Raw genomic sequence first — 24,654 nt, 5'->3', positions numbered from 1 at the left:
AGCGCACTAAGGGCTTACTCAGACAGCAAAGTCCACATCGACATTGGGCTGATTGCCCATCATATTGGCAATCACCTGCTTCACTGGTGCATGATTAAATACCACCTCAAAGAGCCCCATCACTAAGGGCATGTAGATATCATGTTCACTGGCTTGTTGTCTTACTTCTTTTAAGGTGTTTACCCCTTCCGCCACTTCGCCAAGCTCGGCTACGGCATCATCCAGGTTTTTGCCCTGCCCTAATGCAAAACCAACCCGGTAGTTACGGCTTAACGGTGAAGTACAGGTAACAATTAAATCGCCTATGCCTGAAAGCCCTAAGAAGGTCATGGGGTTGGCACCTTTGGCAACCGCAAAGCGGCTCATTTCTGCCAGGCTGCGGGTAATCAGCATGCTTTTGGTGTTTTCGCCCACTCCAAGAGCCGCACTTAAGCCCGAGGCAATGGCATAGATGTTTTTCAGGGTACCCCCCAGCTCAACCCCATACACATCGGTGCTGGCATAGGCACGAAAGCTTTTGCTGCACAAAATATGCTGCACCCGTTCGCACAACGCTGGGTCGTCACTGGCAATCACGGAAGCCGTGATATGACCTTGTGCAATTTCTTTGGCCAGGTTTGGGCCACTAAGCACACCAATACGGCCTCCGGGCAGCTCTTCTTGCAGGATTTGGCTCATTAACTTAAAGCTGCTGGCCTCCACCCCTTTGGTGGTACTGATAAGGAGCTGCTCTGTAGTGAGCCAAGGCTTAGCTTGCTGAACCACCTGACGGAAGCTGCTGCTGGGAATGGAAACAAAAACGGCTTCGGCACCGGCAATAACCCAGTGCATATCGGTGCTGGCCGTTAGCTGCTCTGATAACTGATAGCCTGGCAGGTAGCGTTTGTTTTCATGCTGCTGGTTCATCGCGATGGCGGTACTTTCATCACGCAGCCATTGACGAACCGGGTAGCCGTTTTCGGCCATAATATTTGCAATCACGGTGCCAAAGCTGCCACCGCCCAAAACTGCGATATGTGCTGTCATGGATTGTCCTGTTTATTCTGCTTATAGCGGTGCTAGCCCTCTGAGTCGATTTGAGTGAGGTTAGCAACAAAGGTTCCAATGGCCGGAGTATACCAGCCTGTGTTGCCGATGCACCAGTGCATGGCTTGGCAGGTGAATCAGCCGAACAGTTGCGCCTGGCTGAACGGCACCCCTTGCTGATCCTTTTGCGACAGCATAGGCGGGCCTTGCAGTGGCCAGGCTATGGCCAGATGGGTATCGTCCCAACGAATGCAGTGCTCATCTTCCGGCCTGTAGTAATCCGTTGTTTTATACAGTACGTCGGAACTCTCTGTTAAAGTTAAAAAGCCATGGGCAAAGCCTGGAGGGATCCAAAGCTGCTGCTGGCTTGCTGCGGATAACTCCACACCAAGCCACTGACCAAAAGTGGCTGAGCTTTGGCGTAAGTCCACCACCACATCGTAAATGCTGCCTTGCAAGACACGGATCAGCTTGCCTTGCGGTTGCCTGAACTGGTAATGCAAGCCACGCAACACCTGCTTTTTGGAGTGAGAGTGATTGTCCTGTACAAAACCATAGCGGCCATTGATCGCTTGCGCAAAACTGCGCAGGTTAAAGCTTTCCATAAAAAAACCCCGCTCATCCTGATGCGCTTTTGGCGTCATCAATACAATATCGGGGATAGTCAAAGGCTGAATGTGCATAGGCGTTCAGGGGCTCTGCTAGCTGTTGGGGGTGAATTATAACAGCAGGAGCTTTGCTGGTGTTAGTGACCGTTGCCGCGGGCAACTAGTGACCGCCGTGGAACGGCTAATTACCGGTCTAAAAGGCCTGGTTACTGCTCGCTTTGCGAGCTAGTGACTGCTGGTGCAGCCAGCAACTTTTGGGCAGCTGGTAAAATGACATTCGAAAAAAAGTGGCTATCAACCCCCATACCTACAGCAGCTTCTGCATACACCGCTGTATTTTGAGTGAGTTGCAGTAAACTTTTCTGCAATGACTGGTCAATCACTTTCTTGCTGTAGTGGCTATAAGCTTCGTCCAGTGCGGCTTGCGGGATTTCCCCTAAATAAGCACACATCACAAGAATATCTAAAATATCCTTGTATGGCTTCACACCAACCCTATCCGCATTGGCCAGTAACTTGGTGACATAACAAGATGTATGATCGATGTAAGGCACAGGAAATAAAGTGCCAGCTTTGTCAGGCTCTAATTGGTAATTATCGAAGGCGACAAACTCAAGTTTAATCGGGACACCTGACGCAACAATAAACGTACGCACACCATAGCGGTCAAAGATGATATCCCGGCTATAATGGAAATCTTGCCGTACAAGCTTGCCTAGTGATTGGTTGGTGACCTGCTGACGCACCGCACGATACGCCGCTTTATCCGGGCACAAAAAATCAATATCAACCGATTCTCTGTACTCGCCAAACTCCAACGCAATTCGAGTGCCGCCACCAAACAAAATAGTATGCTGGCTCAGGAAGTCACTGTTAAAGTTTTCCAGGCAAGCTGCTATCCGTTGATGCTGTGCGCGCTTGTAGGCTGACATAGGATGAATTACCCCCCAGCAGGCAGAAAACCACCGGCACGCTGGGCGAGTTGTTGAATGAGGGTGCGTTCGGCTTCCAGCAGCTTGCTTTTGTCGACAAAAGACCAACGGCGCTCATAGACATCCAAGGCATCTTTTTCGGTTAAAAATCGAGCCTGAGTATCCCATAACAACTGATCCAGCTCGGGATATTGCTTACGATCAATGGTATTCATGATGACCTCTGGCATGCATGGTGCGCTTCATTAACTTTACAATAGGCTTTTGGGGCTGTCTAGTTGTTGAACGTTACTGCAGGCAACTAATGACTGCCGTGAAGCGGCTGGTTACCGCGGCCACAGCCAGCTAGTGACGCCGATAAAACACCTGACCAACAGCTTGAATGTGTTCAATCAAGTCTTGCGCTTGCAACTGGTGATAAATCGATACATCCATCAGGTAAGGGGTGTTTAACTCGTCCAGCTCGGTAAGAAGTTTGCTTAAAAGTGTCGCATCAAGCTCTGGCCCTTTCAGCGTTAAATCAATGTCAGAACCAGGGCGAAAATTGCCTTCGGCGCGGGAACCATAGATGACAACTTCTTCGATTGCCGGGTAGCGGGCGAATACTTGTTGCATACATTGGATAGTGTCGGCCGGCAAGCCAAAGCTCATAGGTATTCCTGCATTTTAACAGCGAAAGCAGTAAAGGCCGGTGCGTACAGCTGTTGGACCTTGGTAAACTCTTCCTCCAACACACGCGCCTCGTAGGTATGAACCGTGCGGTTACGGCTTTCTATCATGTCCATCCATACCTGACCTTCGGCGATCAAACCTAAAGAAAATGCCAAACGGCTGGCAGAGCGGGAGCCGGTAATGCCCTGATGCCCCTCGTACTCCAGATAGTCTTTCATCACTTTCCAGGCTAGTTCATGGGTAAATTCAAACCGCTGCAATATACCCTCTTTGATCAAGGCTTCTGCATCCTGGCCGTATTGCTGCAAAGCTGAAGTAAGTTGAACCAACGCCTTTTGGTAATTCTGAAAACGTTGTTGCCATCGTACTTCAGTGGTCATGCCAACTCCTGCGCTTGCGGCTGTATCAGTTGAACGAAGCTTTCGTGACCATCTTTGGTTGCCACAATATCGATTTTATGCTCTCCAAGTTGTTCCTGAATGCGCCAGCGGGTGTTGCGAACATTTTGTTTTGTGAAGTTTTTGGACACAATCAGCAGATCGATATCCCCACCTTTGCTGGAATCATTCGCCCTGGAACCAAACACAAAAACACGCGCCGTGGCATCTTCAGCAGCAACGGCCTCCAGAATGATGTGTTTTTCGTGGTCAGAAAGTCGCATGGAATCGCTCTTAACACCCTGTATGGCTTGAGTATAACAGGAAGTGTTGCGAAGCGACTAGTGACCGCTGGCTTAGCCAGCTAGTTACAAATACTTTCCAGCAAAAGTCTGCACCCGCTGTAACTCATCAAGCAGCAGCACTGCCATATCGGATGCTTTGCACAACAAGCTGGCCTGGATCTCTGGATCATCCGGATAGTCGTGGGCAAACTGATTGCGCATTTCGCGAAACTTCAGCCATTGCTCAGCGGAGCTTAAAGCCCCTATTTTCTCCAGACGGTTCAGCTTATCAATGAAGGTCGCTAACTCACCTTCTTCATAGGTTAACTCCAGTGTTGCTGGCAGCAACTTTGCACCCATAGCATCCTGAAGTTTTGAAAAACGCACGATAAACTGATCGAAAATCGCTAAGTCCATCTGAGTTAGCTTTTCCAAAGAAGCGGGGGTGAACGGCTTGTGTTTTTCCAGCTCTTTCATCGACCAGCGCAGACGCTCAGCATGGGTGTGGCAAATATCCAGCAGGCTGAAGTAGGCATCCTTGTTCACAACAACACCCCTTGCTGCTTGGCTGCACGGTAAATCGGCAAGTCGAGGCCTTTTTTACGGTTAATCACCAAATCGATTTTTTGTTCACCCAACTGTAGCTGCAACTCTACCAGCGCATTGATTTTTGCCTCGACTATCTCATCGACCGAGACAAGTTCTGGTTCAATGTACACGTCGATATCGCCGCCTTTGGCCTGATCATCCAGGCGTGAACCAAAAAGCCGTATTTCCGAGTGTGAGCCAAAGTGTTTGGTCAGGATCTGCTTAATCGTCATTTGCTGTTGAGTGGATAGGCGCATTGGGCATGCTTCATGGCTATGGTCATGCTTTGAGTATAACAGGAACAGTCGCGAAGGGACTAGTGACCGTTGCCGCAGGCAACTAGTTACCGCCGCGAAGCGGCTAGTTACCGCTCGCTTTGCGAGCTAGTGACCAGTCGCATAGCAACGTCATGCGATACCGGACGGCGGCCACTGCCGGGCAGCGTGAAGAATTCGAAGCACGCGAACTTGCTCCCCGACCACGTCATAAACGATAACATAGTTTTGATGAGCAACCAGCTCGCGTGTATCAGTTACGCGGCCAAGACGACCGAGGTTAGGATACTCGGCTAAGCGCGAAGCTTTCTCTGACAACAGCTCATCGAGAGCCAAGGCTGCGGTGGGGTTATCGGCTTCTATGTAGTCATAAATTGCATCGCGGTCTTGTATGGCCTCAGGCGTCCAAAGCAATTCCATCATTCAGATGATTTGAGCCTACGACGTGTTGAAGCACGACGAGCCGCAAATTTGGCTTCTACTTCAGCAGCAGGCACCAAGCTGCCTGTATTAGCCGAATTCAGGCCGATCTGTACTTGGCGGCGAAACCAATCATCGTGCTCTGTGGCCAGATGCTGTTGCTGTACGAACTCCCGCATGAAATCCCGCAGCAGCTGGGCCCCGCTACGATCGCGAGATTTGGCTGCTTGGGCAAACTGGCTTTTCAACGCTTCATCGACCCGGAAGGTAAAGGTTGCGTCACTCATGGCTACGCCTCATGTGTTACAAAGTAAGTACAATGTAGCACCTTGTCTGTTTTCTGTCTATTACAGACTAGACCGTTGCTGCAGGCAACTAGTGACCGGCCCGAAGAGCCTAGTTACCGCTCGCTTTGAGAGCTAGTGACCGCTTGCGTAGCCAGCTAGTTACTGCGTCATCGACGCAAGCAGCTGCTGCCATTCAGGCAAGCGGATGCCAAGAGCGCACTCCAGTTTATCGACACTAAGCCGTGAATTTAATGGGCGTTTGGCCGGTGTGGCATAAGCACTGCTTGGTATGGGGTGAATCGCACTGGCATTCAAGCTGAGGCTCTGCCCTTGCTGCTCTGCCTGCTGCACAATTATCTTGGCAAAATCGTACCAGCTACAGTAGCTGCGTGGGGCCAGATGATAGACCCCGCCAGCAATGGGCTGGCCCTGCTGGTAGCGCTGCAGTGTCTGCACACTGATGGCAGCAATCAGGCTGGCTGGGGTGGGTGCGCCGATTTGATCAGCCACAATGCTAAGCTCCGTTTTCTCTTTAGCCAGGCGCAGTATGGTGTTGCGAAAGTTTTTACCATGGGCCGAGTACACCCAGCTGGTGCGAAAAATTACCGCTTGCGGGCACTGCGCCAGCACCGCAAAATCGCCTTGTAGCTTACTTTTACCGTAGTGGTTGAGCGGGCCGGTTTGGCTGTCTTCTTGCCTGGGCTCGGAGCCTGTTCCCGGGTAAACGTAATCGGTGGAGTAATGCAGCAGATAAGCGCCGTTTATAGCGCAGTAACGGGCCAAGAGTTCCGGCAGATGGGCATTCAATGCCCATGCTGCTTCCTGCTCGGTTTCAGCCTGGTCTACCGCGGTATAGGCAGCGGCATTGAGAATCGCCTGCGGCCGATGCAGTGCCAGATAGGCCCGCACTGCAGACGCATTGGCCAGATCCAGATCTGCCCTTGTTGGTGTAAGCAGTTCATCCTGCCCTGCCAGTTGCTGCTTTAGTTCGGTGCCAACCTGACCTGAGCTGCCGGTGATGAGTAGTTTCATAAGTCTCCTGGTTAGCGCCGTGAAGCGGCTAGTGACCGCCGCAAAGCGGCTCCCACCAATCCCGACGAGCCAGATACCACTGCACCGTTTTGCGCAGACCCGTTTCGAACGTTTCCTGAGGCACCCAGCCCAGTTCGCGTTCTATCTTTGAGGCATCGATGGCGTAGCGTAGATCGTGGCCTGGACGGTCTGTTACGAAAGTTAGTAAACTTTCGTAATGTTGAATGTTTAGTTTTGAATGTTGAATGGGGGCCAATTCTTCCAGAATTGTACAGATGGATCTTACTACTTCGATGTTTTGTTTTTCGTTGTGGCCGCCGATGTTGTAGGTTTCGCCTACCTGGCCTTGGGTGGCAACGCATAAAAGAGCTCTGGCGTGGTCCTCGACGTACAGCCAATCGCGGATTTGCTGGCCATTGCCATAGACCGGTATGGGTTTTCCTGCCAGAGCATTTAAAATGGTGAGCGGGATCAGTTTTTCCGGAAAGTGATAAGGGCCGTAATTGTTCGAGCAGTTGCTGATAACGCACGGCAAGCCATAGGTGCGTTGCCAGGCCCTTACCAAATGGTCTGAACTGGCTTTGCTGGCTGAGTATGGCGAGCTTGGGGCATAGGGTGTAGTTTCAGTAAACAAGGCGTCTGTGCCGGCTAAGTCGCCGTAGACTTCATCGGTTGAGATATGATGAAAGCGAAAGCTCTGCCGTTTCTCCAAAGGCAGGTTTTGCCAATACTGACGACTGGCCTCCAGCAAGCTGTAAGTACCCACAATATTGGTTTGAATAAAAGCTGCCGGGCCATCGATGGAGCGATCAACATGGCTTTCTGCCGCTAAGTGCATGATGATATCGGGCTGAAATTGCTGCAACAACTGCTGCATCATGGCCTGATCGCAAATATCCGCCCGCACAAACTGATAACGCGGATGATCAGCAACCTGTTGCAGCGACATCAGATTACCGGCATAGGTAAGTTTATCAACATTCAGAACCTGATGGGTTGTGTCATTGATCAGATAGCGCACTAGTGCAGAGCCAATAAAGCCGGCACCACCGGTCACTAAAATGCGCATAGTACACCTTTTTGTTTTGAGCCAATCAAAGCTTAAAACTGTAAAAGAAAATCAGAGTGTCCGCAAATACAGTTTTTGCGGCATCCGGCGACTTTCTTCGCAGGCTTTGATACAATTTACGCAGATTATAGATTGAGGTAGCTGATGTTTTTCAACAGCCAACGTATTCCAGAACTTGAAGGGTTGAAATTTGCCGAGCGGATGCAGGTGATGCGCACTGCCGCCGATCGCTTGCCGGTGCCGAAAAAGTTCCTGCTAAACATTATCAAGTTGGTTATTTTATTTGTGTTCTTTCTGCTGATGGCCCAAGCCAACGACTGGCGCATTATTCCTTACGCCATAGCGCTGATTGTAGTGTACCCGGCAGTAACCAGACCGCTGACGTATCTGTTATGCCGGCCGGATTTACCGGCCATACGTAAAGAGCTGGAGCAAGAGGCCGCTAAGCAGCAGTGAGCGGCCCAGATGGCCTGGTTACCGCTCGCTGTGCGAGCTAGTGACCGCTGGCGATGCCAGCTAGTTACCTGCCACAGGCGGCACCACCAGGGTAATTTTCTCATTCAATGACATCGCCAGGTTGTTGTCGTAATAGGCTGCTTCGTTAATAAAGCTCGGGTAGACCTCGCTATCTCCTTCATAGACCAGCTGGTGGCCATCAAACAACTTAAAGATGGGATCACCCGGTTTGATTGGCTTAAAATCCTGATCCTGCACATTGCTGTGCACCATGCCAAGACGCTCGCCCTGCTCATTCACCGGTAGCTTGATGCTGTGCAAATAGCGGTAAGCTTCTACTTCGGCTGGCAACTGCGGTAACTGCTTACGGTTGTATAAATCAACAAAATCCAGAATGTGCTGGGTCATGTCATGCATTTGCTCCAGTACATCTTGCCGGAGCACCGACTGCGGCTGCGGCCCTACTTCGACAATGACACCGTAACGGCCTGTGGTACAGAGCAACTTATGTTCTTCTGCCGGCAAGTGATCTTCATCGCAGCTGATCACCGCTTCCGGCATCTTCATTTTGACATAGCCTGCCAGTTGGTTGTAAAAGTCTCCGGCCTGGGTAAGGATAAGCACCGGTCCCATATTGCTGGTGGTATTGTGTAAATCTATCACCAGGTCGACTTTAGGGTTGCCTTTAGGCCCAAGCACAGCATCGATGACTTTAGCCCGGCTTTGCTCGTAATTACTCAGCTCAGGGTTATCCAGGTCCTCGCGCCGGAACTGGCGATTTAAGTCGGCATCCAGATAACGCCTATTGGCAGCATACGCCTCGGGGTTGGCAAATAAAGTCCAGGCATGGAAGCTTTGGCGCTGCAACCACTCAGGCTTATGCTGGTAGTTTCGGATCAGGTAAATACCTGAGAATTCATTACCATGTGTACCGCCGACAACGGCAACTTGCTTGATGGTCTGCATGCAAAAGCTCCGGTTAACTGAGAACCAGAGCAGTATGCCGTAAAAGAGCGATAATGAGAACCAGTGAACGCAGAAAAAGAATAGAAATGCAGAAAAACAGAATTAATATACAGAAAGGTTAGGCAACTTCGTGCGCTAATTCATAGTCCTGCGCACCAGTTAGCACCAGCTCATTATGCAAGATTTGATTGGCCTGACAGGTGCACTGACCACATTGACTGCCCAGGCCACTGCACGCACGCAGTTCGCGCATAGAACGAACACCATTGGCCACATGTTGCTTAATGGCTTTATCGGTTACCGCTTTACACAGGCAGACGTACATAGATCACCTCATCAGTTGATAGGGTGATCCTAATCTAATTAATAACTATTATCAATAGTATTTATTGATTAAAGACGATAACCTGGTCTCAGGACCGGTCACTAGCTGGCTTTGCCAGCGGTAACCGGCCATAACTAGCCGCTACGTGGCGGTAACGGCAGCTCCGCTGCCTACCGAAACAACACCTTTTCCTGCTGGAACCAGTGCACACAAAAAGCAACCAGGGCACCGGCTACTACTACGGTAGAGATAAAAATCATCAACAACAAGCCATAATCGACCGTGCCTTTGATCAACTCTTTAATGGCAAGCGCCACGTTGGTCAGAGGGACCATGGCCGTAGTAGCATTGAGCTTTACACCAGGCAAAATCGCAGCCACCAGCGGCAACAAAACCACAAAGGACAAGGGGCTCATGTAGTTTTGTGCCTCTTTAAAGGTTTTGGCGTAAATGGAAATCGCCAACAGCAAAGAAGCAAAGATCGCGGAAATAGGCAGCAACATCAGGAAAATCAACAACAAATCGGTCGCTGAGATACTGGATAACACAGTGGCTACGACATCCAGGCCGGCAAAGGAGCTGATCACTGCCGCCCAGCCACCAAAACTAATGACAGTAATCAGTGTGGTGGCAAGACCGGTAGTTAACACGGTAAGAAACTTGCCAAGTACAATGGCGGTCCGGCTAACCGGACAAATCAGCAAGGTTTCTAAGGTGCCCCGCTCTTTTTCCCCAGCCCCCATGTCAATCGCAGGATACGAGGCGCCCATCAGGCAAAGAGGGATCAGCACATAGGCAATGAAAGCGCCTATTTTCTCGCCCAAATTTTCACGCTGATCGGCGGTATCAATTCGTTGCACTTCAACCGGCCGTAAAATAGAAGCAAGACGGTCCGGATCGACCCCAAGTTGGCTCAGGCTGGCAATCTGCAGATCTTCTGTAAACTTCCGCATTAATTCATTGAAGTACTGGTACAAAAAGTCAAGCTGAGACGACTGATTGTAAATTAACTGCCACTCGCTCTGCTCAACGGCCTGCTGCTGTTGCTTGAAGTCTGCCGGGATCACCAGCGCCAGATCAAACTCATCCGCACGAATGGCCGCAATAAGCTGGGCTGGCTCAGTCAGATCCGACTCCACCCGCTGAAAGTTTTTATGGTAGAACAAGGCCTCGGCAAAGTGCGGTGCCTGCTCTGGGTTGACGATCACATAGCGGTGCACTTCCTGCATGGCTTTATGGGTTGTACTGCTAAGCACGACGCCCATTAATGCAAACAGTACCGGAAACACCAAAATAGGCAGCAAGATCACAAAAATAAGTGTTTTTCTGTCACGCAGTAATTCTGTAAGTTCTTTACAATACACTTGCCACATCAGGCAGCTCCTTGTGTTGTGGCCAGGTTTGGCTGATTAATCACGGCTAAGAACGCCTCTCTTAAATGCCCATTAGCCGATTGCTGACGAAAATCATCCAGGGTGCCGGAGAATGTACTGATGCCTTTATCAATGACAACCACCCGATCACAGAGGGCGGCGACTTCATCCAGATGGTGTGTTGAAAAAATCACAGGAGTTTTCAGTGTTTTTAAAGATTGAATAAAGTCCAGTACCGTTTGTACCGTCATAATATCCAGCCCTGTGGTGGGCTCATCCAGAATGACCACTTTCGGACGATGCACCACAGCCCTGGCGATGGCTGTTTTTTGTTTCATCCCGGTCGACATACTATCAGCGCGGCGGTTGGCAAAATCATGCATATTAAGCAGCGTAAAAAGCTCTTCAATGCGTTGTTGTAAAGCCGTTTCTTTCATGCCATGCAGGCGACCAAAGTAAGCGATGTTTTCTGTTGCGGTGAGTTTGCCATACAAGCCGGTATCGGCCGATAAAAAGCCAATTTGCTGCCTGGCTTTAAGTGGCTGCTTTAAAACATCCACCCCATTAATCAGCACTGAGCCCGCATCTGGTTTCAGCGCAGTCGATAACATCCGTAAGGTGGTGGTTTTGCCGGCGCCATTAGGGCCAAGCAAGCCCAGCACTTCGCCCTGTTCGCAATGAAAGCTCACATCCCGCACTGAGTGAAACGCGGTTTTGCTGTAGCGCACATCCTGTTTTTCGCTTTCCGACAGCTTGGATGTCTTGCCTACGGCAAAGGCTTTGGCAAGGTGTTGTATTTCTATCATCCTTTCGTCCTTTTTCGGTATGCAACCATTGCCCATGCCATCACAGCCAATGAATGGCATCTGCTCCCGCCGGTGATGATGGCTTTGGTTATGGAAATCCAACGCATTATCAAAGAGAGCCTGCAGAATAGCAATTTGCTTTCAATGTTTTTCACCAGCAAAAATGTAAGTAGATTTAAAGGAATCAGCCTGCTTTTTACAAAAAATAAGGGCACCGGTGATTTAAGGTGCCCTTTGGTTCTGAAAGCCTCGATAAGATTGTTAGTGCTTTCGGATAAAACCAATACCGGCCCGACATGCCATGTCGGGCTGGCAACTAGTTAAAGACCGCACGCAAATGCTGCTCCAGCGAAAGAGCTAGTTCCTCTGGTAATGCCAGATACAAACTATGCGCTTTAATCTGTTCAAAAGTCTCAGGCGTGATCAGCTCCACTTCAAACATCTGGCCATCTTCAGCGAAGTAGTAAGTGGTCTCTGCATTCGGATAGATTTCGCCGTATGTCGACAGCCGGATTAACTGGGAGTTATCTGGGGCTGTTACCAATTGCCACTCGTAATGACGGCTTACATTGATGGTAAAGCGCTGCGCTTCGTTATCTGCCGTGACTTTGCCTTCGGCAAACTCTTGCGGGAAAAACATTTCAGCCACATCCTGGGTGTTCAGCTGTTGCACACTGTCAGCTAACAATGGAGCAGCAGGTTCTGTGTTGTAATCCAACTCACGGCATAACACCGGTTCAGGCAGCTGCATTTCATAGCGATACACCACCTCAGGCCAATCCAGCTCATAGAGACGGAAATGCTCATAACTGTCTTCAATCAGGGTATTCCATTGCTCACTGCTGGTGTCAATTTTGCTAAAACGGTAACGCAATGGCACACCACTGCCAACAAAGTCGGCATCAATGCTGTTGTCTGTCTGGTTAGTCAGCAGCAGCTCGATATCGTCTTGATGCACCCATTGCTGACGCTCGTTATTCCAGCATTGAGTTACAACAAGATCCCAGTTGGCGTCATCGAAAAGTTGCCCCTGGACGATGGCGATACTGTCTTCACCATAGACCAGCTCTGCATGTGCTCTGGTCAGGGTATCCAGTTTCAGGTAAAACTCACGCGGTTCCGTCCGGAACAAGGAGGCTTTTACCACTTCCCAATCTGCAGCATTCAGTACCGATGCATTAAAAGGTGGTGTGGAGCCTTCACCTTCATTTTCATTGGCATTGCCATACCCCAACTCAAACAGCACTTGCTCTACCCGGGCAGATATTTCTTCGGCATGCTGGCCAAAGAGTTCAAGCACGGATAAATTTTCAGCCTGCATCCGGGCCAGCAGCTCTTGATGCAACTGTTGCACGACCTGAGCTGGAGCCTTGGCATGCATTTCTCCGGCGACCAGCAAGGTTTCAACGATCAGCCGGATATGTAATTTCATCAGAGCAAGGTAATGCTCGGCTTCGAAAACTTTCTGATACACCTCGTTGGCAGGAAGTTGATAAATATCTGCGTGCAACAGGTTAAGATCGGTCAGGAGCTGCTGTTGCTGTGTGCTGTTGTAGCCTTGCTGAATGGCAACCCGCAAGGCATCAAGCGTTAATGTGGTTAATGGATTGATGGCTCCCTGATGCTGCTTTAAAGCACCAATCGCTATTTCATCAGAGTTTTGACTAATGGTGGTCAGTGGGATCAGGTCGCTAGTTTTAGGCCAGTAGGCCAACAGATAATAATCCGGATCTTGGCTGCCAGATGTCCAGTTGAGCTGATAGCTGCCATCCGTGGTGGTAGTGGCAGTTGGCTCACCGTCGTCACAGCGCAGATTTTTATTTAAATCGGCACAGACCTGCACACCAGCCATCGGGCTTTCATAAGTCACTACGCCAGAGATTTGAATATCATGGCTGCCGGTATTTCCACCGCCGGATCCGGTATCTTCGGATGAAGAACTGCCTGAGCCGCCACAACCAATCAACAGTGTCGATAGCAGTGACGCGCCTAAAACTTTCTTTAACATTTGACCTCCTAAAAACATGAAATCAACACAGTACACAAACAACATGAACGAATAATGAATGAGAATGCATCGTTTATTTTTTGAGCCAATCTTGTAGTAAAATTCTGGCTGGCGGGTAATCTGCTTGTTTGCTTATGGCTCTGTGCTTACAATAGGTTTGAATAAACGACTTTAGAGGGTTTACCATGCCTGAGCTGATGCTTTATGGCCTGCCGCTACTTGCTCTGCTGATAGGATACTGCTGGTATGTCGCTATTATTTCGCGTCGCAACGCTGTGCTGGATGCATTATCTGGCATTGATGTGCAGCTAAAGAAACGTCACGATTTAATCCCCAACGTCCTGGCCATTGCCAGACGCTTTATGCAACACGAGCAAGCCTTGCTGGAACAGATCACCCGGTTGCGGTCTGAGGCATTCTCTGCCCTGCAAAAGACCGAACAAAGCCAAAGTGCCAAAGATATTGAGCATCATTTTGCATTGGAGCAACAATTGCAGCAGACCATGGGACGTTTTATGGTGCAGGCCGAAGCCTACCCGGAGCTCACCTCTGCCCAGCCTATGATCACGGCCCAGCACACCTATCAGGAAGTTGAAGCCAACATCGCGGCGGCACGGCGCTTTTACAATACGTCTGTCCGCCGGCTACGCAACAGCTGCGAAATTTTCCCCGGCAGCCTGTTGGTTAAGTTAACCAACGTAGAGCCTTTTCCTTTTTACGAAGCCGATAGTGTTGAGCGCCAGAACGTTCATGCTGCCGACTTGCTGGGCTGAGCTTGTTAACTAAAGATGCAGAATACTTCCCCCCAACCCGATCACAACAAGGCACTGATGGATGGCTGGCTGAATAAAGCCCAGCGAAGCCGTCAGGCGCTTTCATTGCTGCAGGCTGAGCTGCATGGTTTTGTGCAACGATGGCGCCGTTCGCCTGAAGCTACCCCTCAGCAGAGCAATGCAGCAGCCAGCAATCAACCCAGTCTGGTGGTGACAGAGCAAGACAGTGCAGCACTGGAGCAACTTAGGCAACAATTGATACGCAGTGCCTGGCCAGTCCGCAAAGTAGCAATCCCTAGTCTGCTGCTGTATTTGTTCCTCTGTGTGTGGCTATTTCCTCTGAACCAATGGTTAAACCTGCTGCTTATCACAATCATCACAGGGCTCTTTTTGTTGTTTCTTACCGTACGCGAGATTATGCTGCCAAACTACCAAGCTTTTAGTGAGCACTTCCGCCATCACTTTGTGCCTGCATTAGCAAGAAACTTCGCCAATATCAGCTACCAGCAGAACGGGCAACTCGACCCAAGCCTTTTTGTTCAGCGCTTGCACTTTGGTGACAACCGCCTGCACCCCGGCAAAACAGTAGCTCGTTCCGAACAAAGTGATTACTTCCGGGGCAATCATCGTGGTTGCGCCTGGGAACTGGTACAAGTGAGTTTCTACAACCAGCAGGATACTCAGCTGTTTTGTGGCCAACTGGTATTATTGACGCTGCCTAAACATTTTGCCGGCTCTACTTCGATCAATATGCCTTGCCTGGAGAGTTCTGCATCAAGGGTCCATCTGGAAAACAGCGATTTCACTACCCGCTTTTCCGTTATGGCGACGGATCAGATTTCCGCAAGGAGCTGGTTAACTCCGGCCGTCATGACCCGACTGGAACAATTAAGCCAGCTGTTTAGCGACAAACTAAGAGCTAACCTGAGCGGCAATAGTTTATTGCTGTTGCTGCCGGCGAAGCAACTGGTGGCTCTGCCAGCTATTGATGAGCCCATCACACAAAGCCAGGCTGGGTTAGCTTTTGTGCAAGAACTGCAGCTGTTTCACCAACTGATTGATGCTTTGGTGGCGCAGTTTCCCACAACCCAGGCCTGAGCCGCTGATCGACACCGCCCGCTATAAGGACTATGTATGCGAACCTTTATCTATCTGTTGCTAGCCATTTTTTTCTGGAGCCTGGCTGCTATGGTCGTCCATAAACGGCTTGTCTTTATTGAGCAAAGCGAGGCGGTGGAAGCAGTTATTACAGATGTGCGGTTAAGTAACACACAACGAAGCCGAAACAGGAGCAGAAGCACTGAGACCATAGTGCAATTTCGTACCCCCACCAATCAATTAATAGAACATGCTCCCTACCGCCACCGCTCGAGCAGCCAAAAAGATAAAGGAAAAACCCTGACGGTGCTCTATGCACCGGATCACCCAGAGCAGGTGGTGATCAAAGAGTTTATGACGCTTTGGTTTTTGGCGCTGTTTTGTGGGCTAATTGCAATGGGCTTTACGCTGTTGTGTTTACGGCAACTGCTGCCAGCTTCCCCTCTGACAGCCCAGTGGTTGAAAAACCTGCGCACGGCGGCTTTGGTCCCGGCAGGTTTGTGCTTTGCGCTGGCTATTAAGATACTGCTGTTGCGTTAGCTGTGCCGGTTACCTGCATAACCTGGCCTGCTTTGTCACTCTGCAACAGATAAGCTTAGTGCTCCTCCAGCAACCAGTTCAGCGCTTGACTCATAGCAGCAGGGTCCAGCAGTTCAGGGCAGTTCGTGTTAGCGCCTGCTTTCAGCTTTTGCAGCAGTGCTTTTTGATTGTTTACAAACAACTCACCGGACTTTCTGTCTGTCACTTCTGCGCCAAGGAAAGTGGTAAGCCACTCACCGGAGGCAGGTTCAAATAACGCATTGATGTAAACCTTACCTGTACTAACGCCTGTACTCACCCCTTTCTCCAGCACCAGAACCAAGGTATCCTGCTCACAGATCCTGCTATAAAAAGCGTCTGCCAGCACTGGGATTTCATAATCAGGACTATCGGCTACCCAGCTGTCTACCGTCTTACCTGCACTGTTTTGCAAACGCACATAAATATCTTCCTCACCATCCACTATAAAATCCATCGCCTTTTGTTGTGCCGCAACCGACAATGCTGGTACTTGTTGATATGAGCGAAAAACTTCCACCTCAGGGAGGGTTTCTGCTGTTAAAAAGGTGGCTTCGGCAACACGGGCATCAACCGCCTTTTGCTCACTATCGACCGGGTAACAAGCAGCAGCGAAGAAAGTTGCTAACAGCGTAACCAGGAAAGGTTTACTTTTCATCATTGTGTATTGGCTCCTGATGGGGATGGACATAACTCAAAATGCGACAAATTCATAATATTGTTTAGGTTATTACAGCGCTGAGCATAACTGCTGGTGTGTAAATTCACCACCGCAGTGATCGCATCCGCCTGGCTGCAACTGACCCCCTGCTCGGCAATCGTTGCCAGATTATTGGTTTGCCAGAAAAGCAACGCTGAACGAACGGCGTATTTTTCTTCAGCCAGCAATTCTGGCTCGGCAATAAAATCCTGAAAATCGTCCTGCCAAATTGCATTGTGCCGGGTAGTAAAGGTCTCGTAATTGGCTCTGAATGTCAGTTGAATCATACCACGGCCCCGATAGCGCCAACCATCCCCTGAATCAATATCACCATTATTGTATCTATTGCCATAGGCACGATTAGCTATCGCTTCCTGATTGGCTGCCTGGCCGGGTTTTCGGCCGTACAACTCGGCTTCATCCGGATTGGCCCGAAAGTAACTAAAGGTACTTTTCAGGGCGTCAACAGTGTAATTGAGGTTTTCGGTTAAACGCATGGTTGGCCCAACTTCTTGTTGAACCTGACTAAGGAAATGCGCCATTTTAGATTTGGTATTAATAAGGTTGCTGACCGCCGGGTTTTGCAACGCGGCATTCAACTCATCAGCGATAGCATCGATACGGCTTTGCGGAATAGCAGCCGAGTTGAAAATTTGCTGCAGAACCTCTGTCGAAATCTCTGTGATTGCATCACTGCATGGTTCGTCCGGTGGCACACCGCACTCCAGTTGCATAGCCATTGCCTGCTGGGCCGGGCCAATGGGACACATGCCACCCCCGCCGGGCGGGAGGAAAAAGTCATCGCCCGGTGGTAATAAGTTGTCGCCACCTCCGGGGGGAGTCCCAATACCTCCGGGAGGGATCCCAATACCTCCGCCACCGCCACCTCCAGCACCACCGCCGCCATTGCCCGGTATGCCTGCCTCTGAACTATCGTAGTGCCCCATACCACCCGGTTTTGCAGCTGCTATTGTTGCCCTGTCGGCATCCCGCCTGGCTCTGCTGATTGCGGCTTCTGAGGACTGTCCGGCGACCTCTTGACTTAAACCTGCAACCTGATTGCGCTGAGTACCGCCAAAATAACTAAAGGCTGTCAAAGCACTGACCGCGACCAGTGCCACAATAATTGCATACTCAGTAATTCCCTGGCCCTTAGCCCGCAGATTATTAATTAATCCAGCCATGTTTAAATACCTGCCACTTTGCATAATGAATCGAAGCAATAAAAAACCATACATTAACAATGCAGCGAGATAAAAACAATGGTGTTAATATGAAATTGCAAGCATTAGCAACAGCCCAGTGGGGACTACCCCCAATCCACCGGCTGTCAACAACCAAATACATCGCCTTGACTCTGGAGTAAGCTCAAGGGTTTATACTAAGATCCAGACAGGAGGATGGCGATGAAAATTGGTGAGTTGGTCAAACGGCATGGGGTCAGTGTGGATACCATCCGTTTTTACGAAAAGCAGCAGTTATTAAAACCGAGCGCTCGCTCGGATGCCGGCTATCGACTGTACCGTGAAGCAGACAGTCAGCGACTAAACTTTATTCTGCGTGCCAAAGCGGTCGGCTTTAGTTTGCAGCAGGTTCGCGAGTTGTTGCAGATAGAAGACAATAAAGCCGAATGGCACTGTGCCGATGTCAAAGACAAAGTGCAGCAAAAAATGCTGGAGATTGAGCAGCAGATGCTGGAGTTGAAACAGTTTCATCAGGCGCTGCAGCAACTGGATGCCGCCTGTTGCGGTGGGCCAATAAGTGCTACTGAATGCTCCATCCTTACAGCTCTGGAACAAGGTAAACCACCCCAAACAGAACAACATAAGGAGCACACATCATGCTAAGTTTTATCGACAACTTCTGGCAACTCTTTGTGTTATCAGCTCCCTGGCTGTTGGTTGGTTTGCTGGTGGCTGCCATGATGAAGGCCTGGATCCCAATGGATTGGTTGCAACAGCAGCTCGGGGGCGATGGCGTCAAACCTGTGATAAAAGGTGCTTTGTTGGGCGCCCCATTACCTCTGTGCAGCTGCGGTGTGATCCCGGCAGCGATGCAATTGCGACGCGGTGGTGCCGGCAAAGGAGCGACCGTAGCATTTTTAAGTGCCACACCGGAAACCGGTGTCGACTCGATTTCAGTTTCCTATGTGTTGCTTGGCCCGCTGATGGCGATTGTCCGGCCTGTCGCTGCTATTTTAAGCGCCATTACCTCCGGCCTCTTGGTGGGTAAAGCTACCGGACACGACAGTAACACTAAAACAGAAGCTCCGGTCAAAAGCTGCTGTGCCAGCAACAAAGCTGCCACTCCAGCACCAGAACCAGCACCAGTAAAATCGGCTTGCTGTGCGACTAAAAAGACAGCAGCAGCCCAGCTATCCCGGCCACAAAAGCTATGGCTACAAGCCAAAGATGGCATAGCCTATAGTACCGGCAAACTGCTGAGCGATTTTTATCTGTGGCTGATGATTGGCTTATTCTTTGCGGCTCTGGTGCAAACCCTGGTGCCAATGGACGCATTGGCAAAATACGGCAGCAGCATCTGGACCATGTTGTTGATGGTACTGATTTCCGTGCCGATGTACGTCTGCGCAACCGCCTCTACCCCGATTGCTGCAGCCTTGATGATGATGGGCATTTCACCCGGCGCTGCCCTGGTCTTTATGCAAGCAGGGCCGGCTACCAATATAGCGACCATCAGCGTGGTGTACAAAGAGCTGGGTATGCGGGCGCTGGTTGCTTACTTATTTGGTGTCATTGTGATGTCGGTGTTCTTTGGCTGGTTGCTGGATTTTGCATTGCAGTACTTTGATATCTCGGTGCAAAGTGCCATGCAACACCAACACTCGGTGTTGCCCTACTGGCTGGAGCTATCGGCTGCACTCCTGCTTGCCGGCTTGATCGTCCGGATCCTCTGGCAGCAATGGCAGAAAAAACAAAGCATGAAAGCGCATACAGCCTGATCCCGGCATTTGCGACAACAAGCACTTGCACCCTGGCTGTTACCATGCGTATGATGGCTTACACCCCTTGGTGATGCCATCATTTTTTCCGGGAATGCTATGTTACGGTTAGGGATTCTGCTTTTGCCGCTGCTGTACTCTGTGCATCTTATGGCCCATGAGCCTCCAGAGCTAATCTGGTGCCTGGATGATCATTGGCACACTCCGGCGCATGAGCACAAGCCGGAAAACAAAACAGCACTTTTTATGCAAACCATTGCCGAGCGTCTGGCAATCACTATCCGGCCAACCCCCCTGACTCCCTTTAGCCGTTGCTTACGTAAAATGGAGCTTGGCCAGGCCGATCTGATGGTTAGTTTAAATTACAGTGTCGATCGTGAGCGTTTCCTGCACTTAATCCCCTACGATGAAGCACAGCCTGAATCGCTTTATTTACTGCGCACGGCTGATGATATTGCCAGTTGGGATGATATAAAGCAGCGGAACATTGTGGTGCTTCATGACTATGGGTATAGCCCCGAGTTGCAGCAGATGCTGAGCAAGGATTCGTTCCGTCTGATTCAGGCTGCCTCGCTGGAAGATGCCTTTGCCATGTTGTTGCTGCAAGAAGCCGATGTGGTGATTGGCCCGGCGCAAAGTGCCGTGAATGTGATTCACAACAACCCAAGACTGCACGATCAATTTAAACAAGCCAGTTATCAATTCAACTTCCGCCAGGCCCGCACCATCAACCTGGCTTTCTCCCGAGCCAGCTCCCATCAGGAAATACTCCCCAAATTGCAGCAATTGATACAGCAGATGATTGAGAATGATGAAATAAAGCATTTCCGTCCGCAATCAAAAACGCTGGATTAACCAGAAATCACGAACATCCATGGCTCAAACCTGACAGGCATAATGCTATGATTAGCAAAGTGCCCTGAGCGCACTGCCGCAGCGTTAAAGAATAATTTATTTTAGCCATGCATTGTTGAGTAAATAGTTTATTCATAATAAAGTAGCACTAGAAGGTTGTAGCCATTCGGAATGCCTGAGAGGACGTTGATGTTAAGCAAAAGCAGTCACCCCAAAGATGTGCGCCTGGCATGCCGCCAGCAACAGCACAACGGCAATACCTCTGGCCTGGCCGCTGGCTTTGTGCAGGCCAATATGGTGATCTTGCCAAAAGCCGATGCCAGTGATTTTCTGCAGTTTTGTCAGCTCAACCCCAAGCCCTGCCCTGTCGTGGCGCTCTCTGCCCAGCCCGGTGATACCGGCATTGCGGCTATTGCTGCCGATTTGGATATTCGCAGCGACTTACCAAGCTACCGGTTGTTTCGCCACGGCGAACTGGTGCAGGAGCTGCCGGATATTGGCGAGCTCTGGCGCGATGATTTGGTCACGTTTTTCCTGGGCTGCTCCTTCTCGTTTGAAGAAGCCCTGCTGGCCGATGGCCTGGAAATTCGGAATATTACCGAAGGGGTCAATGTGCCGATGTACCGCACCAGTATCCGCTGCCAAAGCGCCGGTAAATTCAGCGGCCCCATGGTGGTGAGTATGCGGCCGATGAAACCTGCTGATGCCATTCGCGCCATTCAGATTTGCAGCCGCTTTCCGCAGGTGCATGGTGCACCGGTGCACTTTGGCGATCCGGCCGCCATTGGCATTGCCGATTTAACCCAACCGGATTTTGGCGATGCCGTCAGCATCAAGCCAGGCGAAGTACCGGTGTTCTGGGCCTGTGGCGTGACGCCGCAACTGGCGATTGCCGAAGCCAAACCGGAATTTTGTATTACCCACAGCCCGGGCTGCATGCTGGTGACCGATATTCCAAATTCAAAATTGGCGTTGTTTTAGCCGGAGGAAGCATGAAATTAAACTGCGATCTGGGCGAAAGTTACGGCAGCTGGACCATGGGCATGGACAGCAGCGTGATGCCTTACATCGATATGGCCAACATTGCCTGTGGTTTTCATGCCGGTGATGCCGACGTGATGCAGCGTACTTTAGCATTGGCCAAGCACTACCGGGTTGAAGTCGGCGCTCATCCCAGTTACCCGGATCGACAAGGCTTTGGCCGCCGCTCAATGAACTGCTCAGCCGAAGAGCTGGTGAATCTGTTGCATTATCAAATCGCGGCGCTGGATGGCATGGCGCAAATCCATGGCCTTGAGCTGAGCTACGTCAAGCCGCATGGTGCTCTCTACAACGATATGATGCGAGAACCTGCTATTCTGCAGACGGTGTATACAGCCATTAAAAGCTACCACAAACCGCTGGCATTGATGCTGCTGGCAACAGCCGAACAGGCAAAGCATCAGGCCGATGCCAAAGCGCAGGGTATTTCGCTGCTGTTTGAAGCCTTTGCCGACCGGCGTTATACCGATGACGGTTTGCTGATGCCACGCAGCAAGCCAGGTGCCGTGCTGGATAAAACTGAAGTCATGGCGCAGGTACTGTTGTTGGTGAATGAAGGCGTGGTGATCACGGAAAGTGGTAAGCGGCTCGCGCTGCAAGCCGATACACTCTGTGTGCACGGCGATAACGAAGCCGCCATTGCCGAAGTCCAGCATATTCGTCAGTTGTTGCAAGGCTAGTCGTTATGCTTGATTACAGCATTCAGATTGCCGGTGAAAGCAGCCTGATCCTCTACCCGCCGCAGCAGATGTCGACCGAGGTTAATCAGTGGGTGCTTGCTGCCTGCCAGCAACTAGAACAGGCATTGGCCGATGTGTTGCTGGATGTCACGCCATCCTATGCCTCCATCCTGGTCAGCTACAATCCGCTGCGCACGGATCATTTTTTGGTCAAAGCCAGGATCCGACAGGCACTGGCAGCGCAAAGCGGCGAAAGCCAGCAGGCTGGCAAACTGGTCGAGCTGCCGGTGTATTACAGTGAAGAAAGCGGGCCGGATCTCACCCGGCTGGCAAAGCTGCATCAACTGGGCATCGAGCAAGTGATTGAGCTGCATCAGGCGCCGTTGTACCGGGTGTATGCGATAGGTTTTGCGCCTGGTTTTGCTTACATGGGCGAAGTGGATGAACGCCTGGCCACCCCACGACTGGACAGTCCCCGCGCCAAAGTGCCCAAAGGTGCCGTAGCGATTGCCGATCGCCAGACGGCGGTCTATCCGGCTGAGTCCCCTGGTGGCTGGAATCTGCTGGGCCTGTGCCCGCTGCAGTTTTTTGATCCAAGCAAAACGCCCAGCATGCCGGTGGCAGTGGGCGATCAGGTTCGCTTTACCGCCATCGACAAAGTCGAGTTTCTGCGCCTGGGAGGCGTATTATGAGCGGTTTTCGTATTGAGCAACCCGGCCTGCTTTGCACCTTGCAGGATCAAGGGCGTTTTGGTCAAAGCCGGCTCGGCCTGACCACGGCAGGCCCGGCCGATGGCCATGCTTTTCGCTGGGCCAATGCTTTGCTTGGCAATACGCCTGGCAGCTGCGCGCTGGAAATCACACTCGGCGGCTTACAACTGAGCGCCGAACAAGATACTGCCATTGCCGTCTGCGGTGCGGCTGTGCCCTTTAGCATCAACGGCAAGCCAAAAGCTTTATGGCAAGGCCATATCATCAAAGCAGGCGATCGCATTGAGCTGGGTATGGCCACTGCTGGCGTACGAGCTTACCTGGCAGTAGCCGGTGGCTTTAGGGTGGCTGAGCAGTTTGGCAGCTGCGCTACGGTGCTGCGCGAAGGCATTGGTGGCCTGGATGGCGGCAAGCTACAAGCCGGGCAATTACTGCCGCTGACAAAACCAGCTGCGGCCATGGCTTCGCAGCAGCTGTTTGCCTTGCCCGAGCGTTTCTGGCCGGATTATCAGAGCCCGCTGACATTGCGCCTGATTGAAGGCTATCAGTGCGAGGATTTTTCAGTCGCAGAGCGGCAACGCTTTTATCAGCACCCCTACCAGATATCGCCTAAATCCGATCGGATGGGCTGCCGGCTGCAGGGCCCGCCACTGCACTGCCAGCGCAGCAAGATGTTGTCAGAAGGCATCTGTTATGGCGCTGTACAGGTACCACCGGATGGTCAGCCCATTGTACTGCTGAGCGATCGGCAAACGCTTGGTGGCTACCCCAAGCTTGGCTCAGTTTTGTCGCTCGATTGCTGGCAACTGGCACAACGTTCGGCTGGCTTTGAACTGCAATTTGCAGCCATTAGTATGGAGCAGGCACACAATCTGCTGCATTTGCAGGAACAACGCTTTTGGGGACAACACAGCCAACTGGAGGTGCTTTGATGAAGTCATTGCTGTCACTCAGTCGTCAGATTGAAGACTTGCTGGTGGGGCGTAATTTACGCGGCATGCAGCAGTTGCAACAGGCGCTGCGCCCCGGCTATTACCTGCGCGCGGCCCGTATCCTGAACCAGTGCCAGGGGGTGGTTTTTATTGGCACCGGCTTTCCGGTTGCCGATACCTTTGAAACCGATGGCCCGGTTGGCGCCATAGCCTTGTACGATTGCCTGCAATACCTGGGCGCCCGGCCTGTGCTGGTGTGTGGCGATCCGCTCTACTCGGTGCTAAAAACCGATTACCATTGCCATCCACTGCCCATCAACAGCCAGCAAGATTTGGCGGCACTGGCGGCCGAAGCCCTGCAGCATTATCAGCCACAAGCGGTGATCTCCATTGAGCGCCCCGGCCGGGCCCGGGACGGCAAATATTACAATATGCGGGGCGAAGACATCAGTGGCCGCTGCGCCAGCTTCGATGATTTTTTACATCTGGCTCCCTGCCCCACCCTGGCCATCGGCGATGGCGGCAATGAGATTGGCATGGGCAATATCAATACCGCCGTCAGCAAGCTCAACATTATTCCGGCGGCGACTGAGTGCGATGAACTTTTGCTGGCCGATGTCTCCAACTGGGGAGCTTATGGCCTGATTGCGCTGCTCAGCGTCTGGCGCGAGCAGGATCTGCTGGCGCAGGTGCAACCGCTGCGTATTTTGCAGTATTTATCCGATCGCGGCAGTGTGGACGGTGTCAGCCGACTGAATACCTTGACCGAAGACAGCTTGGATGCCAGTGAAGGTATTGCTGTTATTACCTCTTTACGTGCCCTCTGTGGCTTTAGCTGAGT

Annotated in this window: 33 protein-coding genes; 13 read left to right on the top strand and 20 right to left on the bottom strand. The window is 51.1% G+C overall.

Going from position 1 to position 24,654, the window contains the following annotated elements:
* Positions 1 to 18: 18 nt before the first annotated feature.
* From QWF21_RS02080 to rfbB, 13 genes are all read right to left on the bottom strand, one after another.
* Positions 19 to 1,026 (bottom strand): NAD(P)H-dependent glycerol-3-phosphate dehydrogenase, encoded by a 1,008-nt coding sequence (locus QWF21_RS02080; protein WP_330086372.1) that lies wholly within the window; start codon positions 1,024 to 1,026, stop codon positions 19 to 21.
* A gap of 137 nt (positions 1,027 to 1,163) precedes the next feature.
* Positions 1,164 to 1,709 (bottom strand): dTDP-4-dehydrorhamnose 3,5-epimerase, encoded by a 546-nt coding sequence (rfbC, locus tag QWF21_RS02075; protein WP_330086371.1) that lies wholly within the window; start codon positions 1,707 to 1,709, stop codon positions 1,164 to 1,166.
* A 131-nt stretch (positions 1,710 to 1,840) separates the two neighbouring features.
* Positions 1,841 to 2,566, bottom strand: coding sequence for a nucleotidyl transferase AbiEii/AbiGii toxin family protein (locus QWF21_RS02070; RefSeq protein WP_330086370.1), 726 nt, complete (start codon positions 2,564 to 2,566; stop codon positions 1,841 to 1,843).
* 8 nt (positions 2,567 to 2,574) lie between these two features.
* The gene (locus QWF21_RS02065; protein ID WP_330086369.1) at positions 2,575 to 2,781 is read right to left on the bottom strand and encodes a hypothetical protein; all 207 of its coding nucleotides are present in this window, start codon (positions 2,779 to 2,781) and stop codon (positions 2,575 to 2,577) included.
* A gap of 130 nt (positions 2,782 to 2,911) precedes the next feature.
* Positions 2,912 to 3,217 carry a nucleotidyltransferase domain-containing protein gene (locus QWF21_RS02060; RefSeq protein WP_330086368.1) on the bottom strand — a complete coding sequence of 102 codons (306 nt, stop codon included), beginning with the start codon at positions 3,215 to 3,217 and terminating at the stop codon, positions 2,912 to 2,914.
* The gene (locus QWF21_RS02055; protein ID WP_330086367.1) at positions 3,214 to 3,618 is read right to left on the bottom strand and encodes a nucleotidyltransferase substrate binding protein; all 405 of its coding nucleotides are present in this window, start codon (positions 3,616 to 3,618) and stop codon (positions 3,214 to 3,216) included. Before QWF21_RS02055 ends, QWF21_RS02060 begins: the two co-directional genes overlap by 4 nt.
* A complete protein-coding gene (locus tag QWF21_RS02050; RefSeq protein WP_330086366.1) occupies positions 3,615 to 3,899 on the bottom strand; it encodes a nucleotidyltransferase domain-containing protein in 285 nt (94 codons plus the stop codon). Before QWF21_RS02050 ends, QWF21_RS02055 begins: the two co-directional genes overlap by 4 nt.
* Positions 3,900 to 3,983: 84 nt before the next feature.
* Positions 3,984 to 4,445, bottom strand: coding sequence for a hypothetical protein (locus tag QWF21_RS02045; RefSeq protein ID WP_330086365.1), 462 nt, complete (start codon positions 4,443 to 4,445; stop codon positions 3,984 to 3,986).
* On the bottom strand, positions 4,442 to 4,744 hold the full coding sequence (locus tag QWF21_RS02040; protein WP_330086364.1) for a nucleotidyltransferase domain-containing protein: 303 nt from the start codon (positions 4,742 to 4,744) through the stop codon (positions 4,442 to 4,444). The genes QWF21_RS02045 and QWF21_RS02040 overlap by 4 nt, the downstream gene beginning before the upstream one ends.
* Before the next feature lie 150 nt (positions 4,745 to 4,894).
* Positions 4,895 to 5,182: a type II toxin-antitoxin system RelE/ParE family toxin gene (locus QWF21_RS02035; RefSeq protein WP_330086406.1), complete on the bottom strand. Its 288-nt coding sequence runs from the start codon at positions 5,180 to 5,182 to the stop codon at positions 4,895 to 4,897.
* Positions 5,182 to 5,469, bottom strand: a complete 288-nt coding sequence (locus QWF21_RS02030) for a CopG family ribbon-helix-helix protein (RefSeq protein ID WP_330086363.1) — start codon at positions 5,467 to 5,469, stop codon at positions 5,182 to 5,184. Before QWF21_RS02030 ends, QWF21_RS02035 begins: the two co-directional genes overlap by 1 nt.
* 159 nt (positions 5,470 to 5,628) lie before the next feature.
* Positions 5,629 to 6,501, bottom strand: coding sequence for a dTDP-4-dehydrorhamnose reductase (gene rfbD, locus QWF21_RS02025; protein ID WP_330086362.1), 873 nt, complete (start codon positions 6,499 to 6,501; stop codon positions 5,629 to 5,631).
* Between the two features lie 28 nt (positions 6,502 to 6,529).
* Positions 6,530 to 7,570, bottom strand: coding sequence for a dTDP-glucose 4,6-dehydratase (gene rfbB / locus QWF21_RS02020; protein WP_330086361.1), 1,041 nt, complete (start codon positions 7,568 to 7,570; stop codon positions 6,530 to 6,532).
* 144 nt (positions 7,571 to 7,714) lie between these two features.
* Between rfbB and QWF21_RS02015 the strand changes: the two genes are divergently transcribed.
* Positions 7,715 to 8,026, top strand: a complete 312-nt coding sequence (locus tag QWF21_RS02015; protein WP_330086360.1) for a DUF6170 family protein — start codon at positions 7,715 to 7,717, stop codon at positions 8,024 to 8,026.
* A gap of 60 nt (positions 8,027 to 8,086) precedes the next feature.
* Here the strand turns inward: QWF21_RS02015 and QWF21_RS02010 are convergent, their stop codons facing one another.
* The 4 genes from QWF21_RS02010 to QWF21_RS01995 form a co-directional block, all read right to left on the bottom strand.
* Positions 8,087 to 8,992, bottom strand: a complete 906-nt coding sequence (locus QWF21_RS02010; RefSeq protein WP_330086359.1) for an aspartoacylase — start codon at positions 8,990 to 8,992, stop codon at positions 8,087 to 8,089.
* Between the two features lie 118 nt (positions 8,993 to 9,110).
* On the bottom strand, positions 9,111 to 9,317 hold the full coding sequence (locus QWF21_RS02005; protein WP_330086358.1) for a bacterioferritin-associated ferredoxin: 207 nt from the start codon (positions 9,315 to 9,317) through the stop codon (positions 9,111 to 9,113).
* Positions 9,318 to 9,487: 170 nt separating this feature from the next.
* A complete protein-coding gene (locus QWF21_RS02000; RefSeq protein WP_330086357.1) occupies positions 9,488 to 10,690 on the bottom strand; it encodes an ABC transporter permease in 1,203 nt (400 codons plus the stop codon).
* Positions 10,690 to 11,496 carry an ABC transporter ATP-binding protein gene (locus QWF21_RS01995; RefSeq protein ID WP_330086356.1) on the bottom strand — a complete coding sequence of 269 codons (807 nt, stop codon included), beginning with the start codon at positions 11,494 to 11,496 and terminating at the stop codon, positions 10,690 to 10,692. Before QWF21_RS01995 ends, QWF21_RS02000 begins: the two co-directional genes overlap by 1 nt.
* On the opposite strand from QWF21_RS01995, the gene QWF21_RS01990 reads away from it, so the two are divergent.
* On the top strand, positions 11,479 to 11,820 hold the full coding sequence (locus QWF21_RS01990) for a hypothetical protein (RefSeq protein ID WP_330086355.1): 342 nt from the start codon (positions 11,479 to 11,481) through the stop codon (positions 11,818 to 11,820). The genes QWF21_RS01995 and QWF21_RS01990 overlap by 18 nt on opposite strands.
* Here QWF21_RS01990 and QWF21_RS01985 read toward each other — a convergent pair.
* Complete coding sequence (locus QWF21_RS01985; protein WP_330086354.1) at positions 11,813 to 13,504, bottom strand: hypothetical protein; 1,692 nt, start codon at positions 13,502 to 13,504, stop codon at positions 11,813 to 11,815. The two genes, QWF21_RS01990 and QWF21_RS01985, sit on opposite strands and share 8 nt — an antisense overlap.
* A gap of 185 nt (positions 13,505 to 13,689) precedes the next feature.
* On the opposite strand from QWF21_RS01985, the gene QWF21_RS01980 reads away from it, so the two are divergent.
* Genes QWF21_RS01980 through QWF21_RS01970 form a run of 3 tightly spaced genes read left to right on the top strand, consistent with a single transcriptional unit; the run spans position 13,690 to position 15,915 of the window.
* Positions 13,690 to 14,277, top strand: coding sequence for a LemA family protein (locus QWF21_RS01980; RefSeq protein WP_330086353.1), 588 nt, complete (start codon positions 13,690 to 13,692; stop codon positions 14,275 to 14,277).
* Between the two features lie 15 nt (positions 14,278 to 14,292).
* Positions 14,293 to 15,375, top strand: a complete 1,083-nt coding sequence (locus QWF21_RS01975; protein ID WP_330086352.1) for a DUF3137 domain-containing protein — start codon at positions 14,293 to 14,295, stop codon at positions 15,373 to 15,375.
* Positions 15,376 to 15,411: 36 nt separating this feature from the next.
* On the top strand, positions 15,412 to 15,915 hold the full coding sequence (locus QWF21_RS01970) for a DUF3592 domain-containing protein (RefSeq protein ID WP_330086351.1): 504 nt from the start codon (positions 15,412 to 15,414) through the stop codon (positions 15,913 to 15,915).
* A 55-nt stretch (positions 15,916 to 15,970) separates the two neighbouring features.
* On the opposite strand, the gene QWF21_RS01965 is transcribed toward QWF21_RS01970, so the two are convergent.
* Together QWF21_RS01965 and QWF21_RS01960 are read right to left on the bottom strand one after the other, a co-directional pair.
* Positions 15,971 to 16,594 (bottom strand): hypothetical protein, encoded by a 624-nt coding sequence (locus tag QWF21_RS01965; protein ID WP_330086350.1) that lies wholly within the window; start codon positions 16,592 to 16,594, stop codon positions 15,971 to 15,973.
* Positions 16,591 to 17,817 (bottom strand): hypothetical protein, encoded by a 1,227-nt coding sequence (locus tag QWF21_RS01960; RefSeq protein ID WP_330086349.1) that lies wholly within the window; start codon positions 17,815 to 17,817, stop codon positions 16,591 to 16,593. The genes QWF21_RS01965 and QWF21_RS01960 overlap by 4 nt, the downstream gene beginning before the upstream one ends.
* A 222-nt stretch (positions 17,818 to 18,039) precedes the next feature.
* On the opposite strand from QWF21_RS01960, the gene zntR reads away from it, so the two are divergent.
* The 8 genes from zntR (at position 18,040) to QWF21_RS01920 (ending at position 24,652) form a co-directional block, all read left to right on the top strand.
* Positions 18,040 to 18,480, top strand: a complete 441-nt coding sequence (gene zntR / locus QWF21_RS01955; RefSeq protein ID WP_330086348.1) for a Zn(2+)-responsive transcriptional regulator — start codon at positions 18,040 to 18,042, stop codon at positions 18,478 to 18,480.
* Entirely contained in the window at positions 18,474 to 19,595 is a 1,122-nt protein-coding gene (locus QWF21_RS01950; protein ID WP_330086347.1) for an SO_0444 family Cu/Zn efflux transporter, read from the top strand. The genes zntR and QWF21_RS01950 overlap by 7 nt, the downstream gene beginning before the upstream one ends.
* A gap of 99 nt (positions 19,596 to 19,694) precedes the next feature.
* Positions 19,695 to 20,450: a substrate-binding periplasmic protein gene (locus QWF21_RS01945; protein WP_330086346.1), complete on the top strand. Its 756-nt coding sequence runs from the start codon at positions 19,695 to 19,697 to the stop codon at positions 20,448 to 20,450.
* Between the two features lie 189 nt (positions 20,451 to 20,639).
* Positions 20,640 to 21,431: a putative hydro-lyase gene (locus QWF21_RS01940; protein WP_330086345.1), complete on the top strand. Its 792-nt coding sequence runs from the start codon at positions 20,640 to 20,642 to the stop codon at positions 21,429 to 21,431.
* 11 nt (positions 21,432 to 21,442) lie between these two features.
* Entirely contained in the window at positions 21,443 to 22,171 is a 729-nt protein-coding gene (locus QWF21_RS01935; protein ID WP_330086344.1) for a 5-oxoprolinase subunit PxpA, read from the top strand.
* Positions 22,172 to 22,176: 5 nt separating this feature from the next.
* Complete coding sequence (gene pxpB / locus QWF21_RS01930) at positions 22,177 to 22,863, top strand: 5-oxoprolinase subunit PxpB (RefSeq protein WP_330086343.1); 687 nt, start codon at positions 22,177 to 22,179, stop codon at positions 22,861 to 22,863.
* Positions 22,860 to 23,813, top strand: coding sequence for a 5-oxoprolinase subunit C family protein (locus tag QWF21_RS01925; protein WP_330086342.1), 954 nt, complete (start codon positions 22,860 to 22,862; stop codon positions 23,811 to 23,813). The genes pxpB and QWF21_RS01925 overlap by 4 nt, the downstream gene beginning before the upstream one ends.
* Positions 23,813 to 24,652 (top strand): DUF4392 domain-containing protein, encoded by an 840-nt coding sequence (locus QWF21_RS01920; RefSeq protein WP_330086341.1) that lies wholly within the window; start codon positions 23,813 to 23,815, stop codon positions 24,650 to 24,652. Before QWF21_RS01925 ends, QWF21_RS01920 begins: the two co-directional genes overlap by 1 nt.
* Positions 24,653 to 24,654 lie beyond the last annotated feature (2 nt).

The sequence above is a fragment of the Alkalimonas mucilaginosa genome, from assembly GCF_036327005.1.
Taxonomy (GTDB): Bacteria; Pseudomonadota; Gammaproteobacteria; order Enterobacterales; family Alteromonadaceae; genus Alkalimonas; species Alkalimonas mucilaginosa.
This window is presented reverse-complemented; position numbering and strand designations above follow the sequence as displayed.

What these genes read in the sequence shown, in the direction of transcription:
- QWF21_RS02080 (WP_330086372.1), bottom strand. Translation starts at nt 1,026, where the DNA reads ATGACAGCACATATCGCAGTTTTGGGCGGTGGCAGCTTTGGCACCGTG.
- rfbC (WP_330086371.1), bottom strand. Translation starts at nt 1,709, where the DNA reads ATGCACATTCAGCCTTTGACTATCCCCGATATTGTATTGATGACGCCA.
- QWF21_RS02070 (WP_330086370.1), bottom strand. Translation starts at nt 2,566, where the DNA reads ATGTCAGCCTACAAGCGCGCACAGCATCAACGGATAGCAGCTTGCCTG.
- QWF21_RS02065 (WP_330086369.1), bottom strand. Translation starts at nt 2,781, where the DNA reads ATGAATACCATTGATCGTAAGCAATATCCCGAGCTGGATCAGTTGTTA.
- QWF21_RS02060 (WP_330086368.1), bottom strand. Translation starts at nt 3,217, where the DNA reads ATGAGCTTTGGCTTGCCGGCCGACACTATCCAATGTATGCAACAAGTA.
- QWF21_RS02055 (WP_330086367.1), bottom strand. Translation starts at nt 3,618, where the DNA reads ATGACCACTGAAGTACGATGGCAACAACGTTTTCAGAATTACCAAAAG.
- QWF21_RS02050 (WP_330086366.1), bottom strand. Translation starts at nt 3,899, where the DNA reads ATGCGACTTTCTGACCACGAAAAACACATCATTCTGGAGGCCGTTGCT.
- QWF21_RS02040 (WP_330086364.1), bottom strand. Translation starts at nt 4,744, where the DNA reads ATGCGCCTATCCACTCAACAGCAAATGACGATTAAGCAGATCCTGACC.
- QWF21_RS02035 (WP_330086406.1), bottom strand. Translation starts at nt 5,182, where the DNA reads ATGGAATTGCTTTGGACGCCTGAGGCCATACAAGACCGCGATGCAATT.
- QWF21_RS02030 (WP_330086363.1), bottom strand. Translation starts at nt 5,469, where the DNA reads ATGAGTGACGCAACCTTTACCTTCCGGGTCGATGAAGCGTTGAAAAGC.
- rfbD (WP_330086362.1), bottom strand. Translation starts at nt 6,501, where the DNA reads ATGAAACTACTCATCACCGGCAGCTCAGGTCAGGTTGGCACCGAACTA.
- rfbB (WP_330086361.1), bottom strand. Translation starts at nt 7,570, where the DNA reads ATGCGCATTTTAGTGACCGGTGGTGCCGGCTTTATTGGCTCTGCACTA.
- QWF21_RS02015 (WP_330086360.1), top strand. Translation starts at nt 7,715, where the DNA reads ATGTTTTTCAACAGCCAACGTATTCCAGAACTTGAAGGGTTGAAATTT.
- QWF21_RS02010 (WP_330086359.1), bottom strand. Translation starts at nt 8,992, where the DNA reads ATGCAGACCATCAAGCAAGTTGCCGTTGTCGGCGGTACACATGGTAAT.
- QWF21_RS02005 (WP_330086358.1), bottom strand. Translation starts at nt 9,317, where the DNA reads ATGTACGTCTGCCTGTGTAAAGCGGTAACCGATAAAGCCATTAAGCAA.
- QWF21_RS02000 (WP_330086357.1), bottom strand. Translation starts at nt 10,690, where the DNA reads ATGTGGCAAGTGTATTGTAAAGAACTTACAGAATTACTGCGTGACAGA.
- QWF21_RS01995 (WP_330086356.1), bottom strand. Translation starts at nt 11,496, where the DNA reads ATGATAGAAATACAACACCTTGCCAAAGCCTTTGCCGTAGGCAAGACA.
- QWF21_RS01985 (WP_330086354.1), bottom strand. Translation starts at nt 13,504, where the DNA reads ATGTTAAAGAAAGTTTTAGGCGCGTCACTGCTATCGACACTGTTGATT.
- QWF21_RS01980 (WP_330086353.1), top strand. Translation starts at nt 13,690, where the DNA reads ATGCCTGAGCTGATGCTTTATGGCCTGCCGCTACTTGCTCTGCTGATA.
- QWF21_RS01975 (WP_330086352.1), top strand. Translation starts at nt 14,293, where the DNA reads ATGCAGAATACTTCCCCCCAACCCGATCACAACAAGGCACTGATGGAT.
- QWF21_RS01970 (WP_330086351.1), top strand. Translation starts at nt 15,412, where the DNA reads ATGCGAACCTTTATCTATCTGTTGCTAGCCATTTTTTTCTGGAGCCTG.
- QWF21_RS01965 (WP_330086350.1), bottom strand. Translation starts at nt 16,594, where the DNA reads ATGATGAAAAGTAAACCTTTCCTGGTTACGCTGTTAGCAACTTTCTTC.
- QWF21_RS01960 (WP_330086349.1), bottom strand. Translation starts at nt 17,817, where the DNA reads ATGGCTGGATTAATTAATAATCTGCGGGCTAAGGGCCAGGGAATTACT.
- zntR (WP_330086348.1), top strand. Translation starts at nt 18,040, where the DNA reads ATGAAAATTGGTGAGTTGGTCAAACGGCATGGGGTCAGTGTGGATACC.
- QWF21_RS01950 (WP_330086347.1), top strand. Translation starts at nt 18,474, where the DNA reads ATGCTAAGTTTTATCGACAACTTCTGGCAACTCTTTGTGTTATCAGCT.
- QWF21_RS01945 (WP_330086346.1), top strand. Translation starts at nt 19,695, where the DNA reads ATGTTACGGTTAGGGATTCTGCTTTTGCCGCTGCTGTACTCTGTGCAT.
- QWF21_RS01940 (WP_330086345.1), top strand. Translation starts at nt 20,640, where the DNA reads ATGTTAAGCAAAAGCAGTCACCCCAAAGATGTGCGCCTGGCATGCCGC.
- QWF21_RS01935 (WP_330086344.1), top strand. Translation starts at nt 21,443, where the DNA reads ATGAAATTAAACTGCGATCTGGGCGAAAGTTACGGCAGCTGGACCATG.
- pxpB (WP_330086343.1), top strand. Translation starts at nt 22,177, where the DNA reads ATGCTTGATTACAGCATTCAGATTGCCGGTGAAAGCAGCCTGATCCTC.
- QWF21_RS01925 (WP_330086342.1), top strand. Translation starts at nt 22,860, where the DNA reads ATGAGCGGTTTTCGTATTGAGCAACCCGGCCTGCTTTGCACCTTGCAG.
- QWF21_RS01920 (WP_330086341.1), top strand. Translation starts at nt 23,813, where the DNA reads ATGAAGTCATTGCTGTCACTCAGTCGTCAGATTGAAGACTTGCTGGTG.